Consider the following 11,818-nt stretch of genomic DNA (forward strand, 5'->3'; position numbering starts at 1 on the left):
AGGACGCAGGCGCTAGCGCGACAGGGCTTCAATATAGGCTGCGATGTTTTGCGCCTCTTCCCAGTCGGAGCGCTGGTCCTGCGGCACCTGGCCCGCTTGGATCGCACCGGCGATACGTTCCGACGCGCCATCGCCGAAGAAGCGCAACGAGGTGATCGCGCGGCGGAAGGCTGACCGGCTACACGTGGTCTCGCCGTCCGCAGCCTGCCAGAACAGGCCCTCGCTTTCCAACTCCCGGGCCTTGAGCATGCAGCGCTCTTCCGGCGCCAGGCTGAGCCAGATGACCGACTGGATGTCTTCAATCGCTCCGGTGGCAAAATCGGTATGCCCGAGCATGCCGACCGAAAGCGGGGTGGTATCGACAGCGGTGATCATGCCGGCGATCTGCGGCAAAGGCTCGGACTGGCCAGCCCGCGGGTAATCACCGGACAGGGCACGAGACACCTGCAGCGCGCGATCACGGCTGGACGTATAGGCGGTCATACCCTGGGCAATGCCGGGCATTTCCCGCAAGGCTTCGGAGAAATTCTCAGCGTCGACATCGGGTGAGGCCCAGAAGACCTGGGCGAAGAGCGGTGCGCTGTCATCCTCGTAAATCCGCTCCATCGCCTGCAGTAGGACCCGATTGCCCATGGAGTGCGCGATCAGGTGCACATCCGCGTCACCGGCCTCGGCCAGGACCTGTTCGAGGAAGCGGGCGAGGCGGCGGGCGGAGACGGAGACGTTGTTCTGGCTTTCCTGATAGGCGGCGACCGAATTGCCCGTCGGCCAGGAGAAAAACACCCCGCCATCGCGCATATCCAGATCGACCGCGAGCTGAGCCGTGCGCCGCGCTGCGCCTGCAAACTGCACGCTGTGGCCGTGGATATAGACGAAGATCTCGCGGCGCCCGGTGTCGGAATTCTCGATCGCGGCACGCAGCTCGCCATCGAAACCTTCTCCCTCCTCATAGCGTTCGATATTGCGCAGCACGACGTGCAGGCCTTCTCGTTCACCGCCAATACGTGGACGCGGAATAGAGCCGACCGCACGCTCGCGCGGCACCGAAATCTCCATCACTCCCAGCTCGAGATCAGCGCGGTCATTGCCGTAGGCCGTATTGGGATCGTCGCCCAGCGCTGCGCGATTGGTGCCGTAGAAAACCCGCACCACCTCGAAGGCATCGGATTCGCTATCACCGGCTTGCGGTGTGGCGCCCATGGTTTGCAGGTCGATCTCACCCGGGGCGAGATGGTTGAAATAGATGTTGGCCGCGTCGGCCTGCATTTCGTAAACCGGTGCCGAGCCATAGCTCGGAGCCATCTGCACTTCACCATCGGTGGGCGGCGGTGGTGGCGGCGGCGCGGGATAGAGCTGGTTATGCAGGCGGGTCGCGTCGGCGAGCCGGGCGAACAGGGCCTCACGCGCGGTGTAGACATCGTAGGTGGTGAAAACCTCGCGGCCGGCCTCGATGGTTTCCAGCAAGGCGCGGTTATATTCCACCGCCTCATTCATCGCCATCCAGGCCAGGTCGGTCTCGCCAGCCTCGCCCATGGCCAGACCGATCGCGCCCAGCAGGTCGGCGATTTCCTCGGCTGTGAGGAAGCCGTAAAGCGCGTCGCGGTTTTGCAGAATGTCCTGCGCCAGCTCGACCTGAAGGTCGCGGTTCTGCTCGGCCGCGGCGACATCATAGCGCTGCAAAAGCCCCGCGGCCGGCGGTATCTCCAACTCATCCTGCGCCGCCCAAGCCGGTGCAAGGGTGAGGCTGGCCGCAAACAGCGCAACCACAAAAACCTGTCTCGCGAAATTCTGGAACGCCGCCGCCATTCATCCCCCCATAGATCAAGCCGGACGAGTCAAACGCTAGCTCAGACAGTTGCACACTGGAACAATAAACTCGCACCACACCCGCCCAAGGTGGGACCTCGCCCCGGGATATGCTGCGCTAAGCGCGTCCCGTGCGCTTTCTCTTGCGCTGCCAACGCTTCCAGTAGGGCTCGATGAACAGCCAGATGCCGGTCGCCCACAACACCAGCAAAATCACGCCCACCGGCAGGAAGATGAAGGTCTTCACCCAGTCCGCGAAAAAGCTGCCATCATGGATTTGCTCGAACAGATCGGAGCGGCGGTATTGCAGCGACAGGACCTCCAGCGTCGTCAGATCGATCTGCGCCTCCCAGCGATTGGGAGCAATGAATTTGGCAATACCACGATCAGACCGGATATCGATCCGGTCAAACTCGTCCCAGGCGCTGATTTCCAGCTCCTCAATCGCGGCGGCCGCGGCATAAAGCTCGGCCAGGCTGGTATCGGGCGGGCCGGTGACTTCAATCGCACTGCGCTGGGTGGGCGGCTGGATCCAGTCGACATCCTTCTTCAGCATCAAAAACAGCCCGGCCACGATGATGACGCCGAGCGGGAGCATGACAAGGGGCGAGGCCCAGTGGTGGATGTCGCGGAGAAGCTTACCGATTTTCATGACCGCGCATGGTGGTCATGGAACCGCCCCGGTCAAGCGCGGAAGGCGGCGGTTTTCATCGCTTTATGCGCGAACCGCCCCTTCTCTTTTCCCCTATCATCGCTAAGGTCACCGCTTCCGATCTGTTGGGGAGAGAGAGATGAGAGGAATAATCTGTGCCGTCCTGCTCGGCGTGCTGCCGCAGGCTGCCTGTGCCCAGGCGGAGGACGACAGCGATAGCGGTCCGATGAATGCGGGCACCTTCACCGGGCTGGAATTCCGCTCCATCGGCCCTGCCCTGATGTCCGGCCGGATCAGCGATATCGAGATCATGCAGGACGATCCCTCGACCTGGATTGTCGGCGTTGGTTCCGGCGGCGTCTGGCGTACGGAAAATGCCGGCACGACCTGGACACCGATTTTCGACAACCAGGGCATTTATTCCATCGGTACGGTGACCGTTGATCCGAACAACCCGCATACCATCTGGGTTGGTACGGGTGAAAATCACGGCGGCCGTCACCTCGGCTATGGCGATGGCGTGTACCGTTCGCGCGATGGCGGCCAGAGCTGGGAGCATCTCGGACTGGAAGCGTCCGAGCATATCTCCGAGATCATTATTCACCCCGACGACAGCAACACGATCTGGGTCGCCTCCCAGGGCCCGCTCTGGTCCTCCGGCGGCGAGCGTGGCCTGTATAAGTCCACCGATGGCGGGGAGAGCTGGGACCTCGTGCTGTCGGCCGGCGAATGGACCGGCGTCACCGATATCGTGATGGATCCGCGCAATCCGGACCGCCTCGTCGCTGCGACGTGGCAACGTCACCGGACCGTGGCCGCCTATATGGGCGCGGGACCGGAAACCGGTCTGCACGTGTCCGATGATGGCGGGGAAACCTGGCGCGAGGTTACCGCCGGCCTGCCGAGCGGAAATATGGGCAAGATCGGCCTCGCCATCTCGCCGCAAAACCCCGACGTGGTCTATGCCGCGATCGAAGAGGACCGGCGCCAGGGCGGGATCTACCGCTCAAGCAATCGCGGTGAGAGCTGGACGCGCATGTCCGACACCGTCTCCGGCGGCACCGGCCCGCACTATTATCAGGAGCTCTACGCCCACCCGCACCATTTCGACCGCATTATCCTGGTCTCCAACACGACGCAGATTTCTTCTGACGGCGGTGCGACCTTCCGCGACCTCAACAATATGAACAAGCACGTGGATGATCACGCCATCGGCTTCCACCCGACGGAGGAAGACTACATGCTGGTCGGCTCGGATGGCGGTCTGTACGAGACCTATGACGGGGACGCGACCTGGCGCTTCATCGCCAATATGCCGATCACACAATTCTACGACATCGCCATCGATGACGCGGACCCCTTCTACAATGTCTATGGCGGCACCCAGGACAATAATACCCAGATGGGCCCGTCGCGGACAGACAGCCGCCACGGTATTCGCAATTCCGACTGGGTGGTCACGCTGTTCGGGGACGGTCATGAACCCGATGTCGAACCGGGCAATCCGGACATCGCCTATTCCAGCTGGCAGCAGGGCAATCTGGTCCGCTATGACCGCACGACGGGCGAAATCGTCTATATCCGCGCCCAGCCGCAGCCCGGCGACCCGGCCGAGCGTTTCAACTGGGATGCGCCCATCGTTGTCTCCTCGCATCAGCCCACACGCCTCTATCACGCCTCCCAACGGGTCTGGCGTTCTGATGACCGCGGCGACACCTGGACCCCGATTTCCGGCGATCTGACCCGCGATGAGGACCGCATGCAGCTGCCCATTATGGGCCGGCAATGGTCCTGGGATGCGGGCTGGGATCTCTATGCCATGTCCGTCTACAACACGATCAGCGCCCTGGCCGAGAGCCCGGTCGATGAGAATGTTATTTATGCGGGCACCGATGATGGTCTGATCCAGATCACCACCGATGGCGGTGCGAGCTGGAGCGAGACGGAAGCAGGCGATCTGCGCGGCGTTCCAGACCTCGCCTATGTCAATGATTTCGAGCCGTCGCGCTTTGATGCCGGCACTGTCTATATGGCGCTCGACAATCACAAACAGGGCGATTTCTCACCCTATCTCCTGCGCTCGGACAATAACGGCCGGACCTGGCGCATGATCACCAATGGTCTGCCGGACAACACCCTGGTCTGGCGCATCGTGCAGGATCATGAAAACCCGGACCTCCTGTTCATCGGGACTGAGTTCGGCGTCTATTTCACCGTGGATGGCGGCGATAACTGGGTTCAGCTGACCGCCGGCATGCCGCCGATCCCGGCGCGCGACCTTCTGATCCATGAGCGCGAAGATGATCTCGTCGTCGGCACGTTCGGGCGTTCCATCTATGTCCTCGACGACATCACGCCCCTGCGCGAAGTTTCCGAAGACATGCTGGCCAATGAGACCCGCCTCTTCCCGGTCCGCCGGGCCTGGTGGTATCAGCCCCAGCACGAACTCGGTTTCGACTTCCGCGGTTATCAGGGTGACGGCTATTTCCAGGCCGAAAACCCGGCCTATGGCGCAACCTTCACCTATTACATGGCCGAAGGCCTGCAGACCTCCGAAGAAGTGCGCCAGGAAGCGGAAGCCCCGCTGGTCGAGGCCGGTGAGGACACCCCCTTCCCCGGCTTTGACGTCATTGAGGCGGAACGCCGTGAAGCCCCGCCGCGCATGTGGCTGGTGGTGCGCGATGTCGATGGCAATGTGGTGCGCCGCCTGGCCGGCCCGGTCGGCTCCGGCTTCCACCGCGTCGCCTGGGACCTGACCTATCCGGGTACGGGTGCGGTGACGCAGCCGGACACGCCGGACAGCAATACGTCCGGCTTCCTGGTGGCGCCGGGCACGTATTCGGTCGAGCTCGTGCGCCAGCATAATGGCGAGACGGTCACCATCGGCGAGGCGCAGAGCTTCGAGGTGGAACGCCTCACCGAAGGCGCCCTGCCCGGCTCGCCGGATGATGAAGTCGTGGCCTTCTGGGAACGTCTTGCCGAGATGCAGCGTCAGGTCTCTGCCGCCAATGCGACCATTGGCCTGACCGAGCAACGCCTGGCCCGTCTGCAATCGGCCCTGCACCGCTCGCGCACGGCACCGGGCGAGCTCGACGATCAGCTTGAGGCGCTGCGCCAGGAGCTGTTTGCGATCGAGCAGGCGCTCGGCGGCAACCAGACCACTAATGGCCGCTATGGCGCGGAGACCTCGACTGTTGGTTCGCGTCTCGGCTTTGCCCAGCTCGGCACCGGCAATGCCACCTATGGCCCCTCGCCGGCGCATGAGGAACAGCTGGGCTTTGCCGAAACTGAGTTCGCCGGCATTCGCGAGCGTTTGATGACGCTCACGGATGACAGCATCCCGGCCTTCGAGGAGGCCCTCTCCGGTGTCAACGCACCGTGGACGCCCGGCCGCACCATGCCGCCGTGGTAGGCCTTTTCTAGGCGATCTCGAATCGCAAACCGGGCCGTCGGACTGGATTAACAGCTCTGATGGCCCGGGGCGCGCCCGGCGCCCGCCCAAGCGGGGGCGCAAATAAGGCAATCGCGTTCAGTTCCGGTAATATTGCGGGCGATTTTGGCCGGGTTGACCGCCAAATCCGCTACATCCTGCATCAGCCCAAAAGCGCCGGAACGCTTGTTGCGACTGACACCTCCACTTCAGTCCCATTAAAAAACAGAGGCTTGCGACACGACGTGGCAAGTCACTGATCTGATGGCCCACACTGCCCCATTCCAGTCTCAATTCTTACAAATTCGACACCTAGAAAAGTGAATGCGAGGGACTATCGCAGCACACATCAGAGCGTTTGGGGCTACGCTCGGGGGGAAGGGTCTTGTCGAAGGAAAAACAACCGCGCCGCAAGCGGCCCTGGTTTTCGCTGATCATGATGTCCATCGCGGTCAGCAGCGTCGTCACACTGTATAATACCGGAGCTCTGAATGCCGGTCAGAGCAGTTTCGGTCAGCGGCTTTCCGACGTTCTTGAGCGTCTAAGCCGAACCGCTGCACTCGCCTCCGCCGGCGGACCAACCACCATCACCCTGGCCGATGTCGGCGTCGATGAAGGCCTGCTTCTGGCCGGCTACCCGTCCTATGCCTCGGTCCGGCTGCCGCGTATTCGCGACGCCAGTGTCGAGGACGTCCAGATCCGCCTGGTCGGCAAGCAGGAGGTTTCCGCCCAGACCGTCGCCTCGATCCGGATCATGGCCAATGGCCGGCGCATCTCGGAACGCGTCCTGTCGACCGGTGTGCGCGATTTTGAATGGATATTGCGCCTTCCGGCCAGCGCCTGGAATGGCGAGGACATCAATCTCAGCTTCCAGCTGCTCGGCGATTTGCCCGATGATTTGTGCCATGACGAACGCTCGGTCGGCGCGGTGCTGCATGTTGATGCGGTCTCGGCTGTCGAATTCTCGATCGAGGACGAGATCAGCTCCGTGCGCGATGTCGTGGCCCTGCTGCCCAATGAAATCGCCATTTCAATCCCCGATGATGACGCAGGACAACGCTTCACCGAGCTCGGCGTGCGTCTCGGTGAACGGCTCACGCGGCTGGGCTATCGCGTCCGCTTTGTCAGCGCCCAGACGGCACACTCCGGCGGCGTCAGCGGTCGCGGCCTGATCTTGCTGGATGACCGCGATGCGCTGCTGGCGGCCGGATTTGAGGCGCTCAATGCAGACGAAGACAGCCTGGTCTGGCGCCGCAATGGCCGTGCCTTTCTGGCCCTGACCGCTGCGCAGGACCTGTCCGCGGTCGGCTTCCTGACCGGCGACGTCTTGTCGGTAGCCCGGTCCAGCGCTGTCGGCTCGACGGAATATGTCGACCAGATCAGTCGGCAGAACCGGGTCACCTTCGACACCCTCGGGGTCGATACCAGCGTGCAGCAGGTCACGCAGACGCGCAGCTGGACGGTCGATTACGAGCCGGCCCAATATCCCAGCGGACTTGCGCCGAGCCGCCTGCAGCTGGATATCCGCCTGCCGGAAGGGCCCGGGGATTTCACCAATCTGGTGCATACGACACTGAATGATCAGATCATCGGCAGCGAGCACCTGGAAACCGGCCGTCTGAACTCGGTCATGGTCGACCTGCCTGCCAATATGCAGTCGCTGAACAATTCGCTGAAGATCACCATCCAGCGCCATCGCGAACTGGGTGGGTGTGCTGTCACCGCGCAGCGCTACCCGGTGCAATTGGTGGAGACGTCACATCTGGCCTATGAGGCGGCGCGCCCGGTGCTGCCGGGGCTTGCCGGCTTGCCGGCCGCCTTTGCCCAAGGGGTCGAGCTGCGCCTGCCGGACGGGCTGACCGGTGAGGCCCGCCTGGCCGCGCTCAGCTTCATGGCCGAAGCCACGGCGAAATTCGTCCCGGTCGGGGTGAATTACACGCTGGTATCGGTGAGCGATGCGGACACGGCTACCAGCCGTACGCCCTTCATCGCCGTCAATCACATCCCGGCCAATGCCGCGGCCCGCTCAGTGATTGATGATGGGGCCCTGCGCCTGCGCGATTCCGGTCCGCTTCGGGCCGCGGAAATCACCAATGTCACAGGTCTGACGGTGCTGGAACGGGTCGCGTCGGAAGTGCCCGCTCCGACGCGCCGCAATCCCGATGCGATTGTGTCGGTCCCGGGCCTGATCGGCTTTGCCCAGCCCGGTGCAGCCCGGCTCAGCGGCGCCCCTATCGGGCGCACCTCGATCGCCATCCTGCACAATGATGCCTCGGCGCTGGAACTGAACTAGCGCCGGCCGCATGGCACACCAGGCCCCGCCGCATCACCCGATGCGGCGGGGCTTTTCTTTCCGTTTGTCCTAGACCTTTTCCTTGCCCCGCTCAGCGTCCCCGCGCTGCGCCCGGGCCAGGGCCTCGGCCGGATTGGCCGGGTCGAGGGCTTTCTGGATCCAGTTGCGGCGGCGTGGCGTGCGCTCACGCGACAGCGGCATGGGCGCGTCAAAGGCCCGCTCGGAGGCCTTGTCCGGATAGACCAGCGTCAGCACCGCGCCGAGCGTGTAGTAGGAGCGCAGGAGCCGGAACCCCATGTAAAACGGCATGTAGAGCACGAGGTCCGGCCGTCCCCACAGCGTGACCACACAACACGCCATGACAAAGGGCATGCCGAGCAGGACGGCGAGCACAGTCTGGATTTCCGGGTGCAGATAGACCCCGCCATAGACGAAGTAGAGAATGGCCCCGAAAATAGCCAAGGGCGCCATCATGGCCCGCCGTGCGCCGTTCATCAGGGTGAAGGGCAAGACGACTGAACCGGTAATGGTCCGGCCTTCAAACAAGATGCCGCGGTTATGCGCGGTGACGTGATAGAGGCTGCGGAACCAGCGCGTGCGCTGTTCGCGCAGATGCACCATGGTTTCGGGCACTTCAGTACGGAAACGGATACGCGGATCGGATACCGCGCGGAAGCCCAGATTGGTCATGCGCAGGACGATATCGGTATCCTCACCATTCATTTCCTCGGTGATCCCGCCCGCCTGGATCAGGATATCGCGGCGGTAGACCACGAACATGCCCGGCACGCCGATAATGCCGTTAAACGCCCCCAGCGCGACCTGGGTAAAGCCGTGACGGTTGAGCACTTCAATGGTTCTGAACTTGCTCAACGTGCCCTTATTGCTCAGCGGCAGTGGCAGGCCTCCGACCACGCCGACACTGCGGCTGGCGAAATGGCGCAGAGCCTTGCGCAGGGATTTCGGTGCGATCACCGTGTCGGCATCGATGCGGACGATATACTCTTCATCGATCAGGTTGATACCGTGATTGAGCGCCTTGGCCTTGCCCGGCACCGGGCTGTCGATGACCTCGCCACGGGCGCAGCGGCAATTGTCGAGCGCCTGCTGTGCCACCCGGGCCGTCTCATCGCTGGAGCAATTATCCATCAGCACAATACGCACCGGGCCATCATAATGAGCCGCGGCCTCATCAATGGCATCGATGGTCTGGGCGATCAGATGGGCTTCATTATGGGCCGGCACGAGCACGGCGATGGGCGGGCTGAATTTGCGCCAGCCGGAGAAGAAGTTCCGTGTCAGCCCCAACAGGCCCAATGTCATGGTCAGGACCTGCTGGGCCAGAAACACGCCCGGCCCCATCCCGCCCAGCAGGGCGATGGCGTGCAATTGTTCCAGCTCCGGTGCGTACCAATAGGCCATCACCGCGGCGAACAGGCCGGCAAAGACGGTAACGCTGATCAGCAGCATGTATTCCCACACGCGGCCGCGACGCCGCAGCGGCGAGCGCGAATCCACCGGCAGGCGGGCCTGGCTCAAAATGGTCTGCGGAAAGATGGCAAGGCCAACGAGACCGACGAATATCTGCTGCACCTGGACCGGCCAGGTCGAGGCGGCGAAATTCCACGACAGGAAAGCCATGCCGTCGACGAAAAGACTGATCGCGACCAGTTTGGCAATCAGCGAGAATCCCAGCCGCAGCTTGGCCCAGAGCCCGCCATGGGCATAGAGCGCATAGACCAGGAAGAAGACGAGGAAAAAGGTCCGGATCGGCAGGATCGCATTGACCCGGTCAGCGGTGAAGAAGATCAGATCCTTGGGGATCGTATCGGGCACCTGCGCGTTGATCCAGGCAAACAGCGAGAAGGCGAGGATGCTCAGCGCGGTGAAACTGACGATAAACCCGTCCGCCGCGACCCGCGGGCGTTTCACGCTGATACCCTGCGGCGCACTGTCCACAGAGCGGAAATGATCGTTCAGAGCCTGATCCCGGGCTTGTTTTTTCGGTGCATCGCCCTGAAGAGAAACAGTTTCCGCCATACCCACGCCACGTTTAACGCGCCCCCTGTCATACGTCCCACCGCGAACTTCACCATAGCGTCGTGGCAGGATTATGTGCAAACTGATAGTGGCTCGACAGGACAGGATTTCGGGCCCGTTACAGGTTCACGCCGCGACCATTTCCAGGCTGAACCGGCAGGAGGGGGAAGAATGGACAAGACACTGGCACTCGCAGCCTCTGGCCTCGCCGTGGCCTGTACATTGAGCACCGGGGTTCATGCCCAGGAGACGCGGACACAGTTTCGCACCGACACTGCCTTCACCCGCGGCGAGACCTTCGTCGAGGATGCGGCGGATCCGGATATCGGCCTGACCCTGGAAAACGCCTTTGACAGCAATAACTGGGCCTCGCTTGTCATGCCCAAGGGCCATGGCCGGGTCTGGCGCCTGGAGCAACAATTCCGGGTCCGCGAATATGACGACCGCGATGATCTCGACAGCCAGCTGCTGACCACGCGCCTGCAATACTGGACGCCCAGGGGCGAAAAAGACCAGCTGCGTTTCTGGGTCGATGCCGGTTTCAATTACCGCGATGGCGATCACCGCTATTCGCGCGTGCGCGGCCATGCGCAATGGCGCCACCGCCCGGACGAGCACAACGAGACCATCCTCTCGCTGCAGACCGATCTCTACGACTTCACGGACAAGGCCACGGACGGGCTCGACCAGACCCGTTGGCGCGCCGGTATCGAACAACGCCGCTACAAGGATGAGACCTTCCCGGTCAATCTTGCGGTCCGCGCCTCCATCACCACCGCCGATGCCGATGCCGACCGCTTCGCCTTTGATGGCTGGGAAGTGCGTGGCCGTATCTGGGACCAGTTCAATGAGAACTGGGCCGGCGAGGTCAACTTCGCCTTTGCCCAGCGTGATTACGAGGGTGATTTCTCCACCGCCGAGCCGCTGCCCCGCGAAGACGACCGCTGGGAAGCCCGCGCCCGTCTCGATTATCTCGTCACCCCGAACCAGGCGCTTTATGCGGAAGTCGGTTATCTGGATAACGACTCCAATATCTCGGTCCGCGACTATGACGGCATGACCTTCCGCGTCGGCTTCCGGGCCCGGTTTGGCTAGGGTCCAGCCGGCGCGATTTGCAAAAAAGGGAGGCCGTGTGGCCTCCCTTTATCGTTTCAGCAATGGGCACGGACCTTAGTCCTCGAGGCCCAGCATCTCTGCCATCGGCAGGTCAGCGGCCGGCGGCTCGCCGCCCTCGCCCTGCAGATAATGTTGCATCCAGCGCAGAACGCGATGGCCGTAATCATACTGGGCCGCCGCCATGCGGTTGCCATGTCCCTCGCCCGGATAGGTCACCAGGCGCACCGGAGCCTCGGAGGTCATCTTCAGCATGCGGTAGAGGATGTAGGACTGGCTCGGATCAACGCGGGTATCGGCTTCGCCATGCAGGATCAGGGTCGGCGTGGTCGAACCCGGCGCATGATAGGTCGGGCTGTTTTCCAGATAGGAAATCCAGTTCTCCCACGGCGCTTCCATGAAGTGGACATCGACCATCTCGATCGGGATTTCCGTCGTGCCGTAGAAGCTGATCAGCTCGGTCAGGGCAACGAAAGGCGCAGAA

The 11,818-nt window shown here is 62.8% G+C and carries 7 protein-coding genes; 3 read left to right on the top strand and 4 right to left on the bottom strand.

Annotated features, from left to right (window positions below):
• Positions 1–12 precede the first annotated feature (12 nt).
• Positions 13–1,806: an alpha/beta hydrolase gene (locus Q1V57_RS12460; RefSeq protein ID WP_300531352.1), complete on the bottom strand. Its 1,794-nt coding sequence runs from the start codon at positions 1,804–1,806 to the stop codon at positions 13–15.
• 118 nt (positions 1,807–1,924) lie between these two features.
• Entirely contained in the window at positions 1,925–2,458 is a 534-nt protein-coding gene (locus tag Q1V57_RS12465) for a PepSY domain-containing protein (protein WP_300531354.1), read from the bottom strand.
• A gap of 139 nt (positions 2,459–2,597) precedes the next feature.
• Here Q1V57_RS12465 and Q1V57_RS12470 point away from each other — a divergent pair, with 139 nt between their 5' ends.
• Both Q1V57_RS12470 and Q1V57_RS12475 read left to right on the top strand, forming a co-directional pair.
• On the top strand, positions 2,598–5,870 hold the full coding sequence (locus tag Q1V57_RS12470; RefSeq protein ID WP_300531357.1) for a glycosyl hydrolase: 3,273 nt from the start codon (positions 2,598–2,600) through the stop codon (positions 5,868–5,870).
• A gap of 403 nt (positions 5,871–6,273) precedes the next feature.
• Positions 6,274–8,181: a hypothetical protein gene (locus tag Q1V57_RS12475; RefSeq protein WP_300531359.1), complete on the top strand. Its 1,908-nt coding sequence runs from the start codon at positions 6,274–6,276 to the stop codon at positions 8,179–8,181.
• 69 nt (positions 8,182–8,250) lie between these two features.
• Here Q1V57_RS12475 and Q1V57_RS12480 read toward each other — a convergent pair whose 3' ends face one another.
• Complete coding sequence (locus Q1V57_RS12480) at positions 8,251–10,221, bottom strand: glycosyltransferase family 2 protein (RefSeq protein WP_300531361.1); 1,971 nt, start codon at positions 10,219–10,221, stop codon at positions 8,251–8,253.
• 171 nt (positions 10,222–10,392) lie between these two features.
• Here Q1V57_RS12480 and Q1V57_RS12485 point away from each other — a divergent pair, with 171 nt between their 5' ends.
• A complete protein-coding gene (locus tag Q1V57_RS12485; protein ID WP_300531364.1) occupies positions 10,393–11,316 on the top strand; it encodes an outer membrane beta-barrel protein in 924 nt (307 codons plus the stop codon).
• 75 nt (positions 11,317–11,391) lie between these two features.
• On the opposite strand, the gene Q1V57_RS12490 is transcribed toward Q1V57_RS12485, so the two are convergent.
• Positions 11,392–11,818, bottom strand: a 427-nt coding sequence (locus tag Q1V57_RS12490; RefSeq protein WP_300531366.1) for a prolyl oligopeptidase family serine peptidase, incomplete at its 5' end; no start/stop codon positions are given.

It is taken from the genome of Maricaulis sp. (genome assembly GCF_030149425.1).
GTDB lineage: Bacteria > Pseudomonadota > Alphaproteobacteria > Caulobacterales > Maricaulaceae > Maricaulis.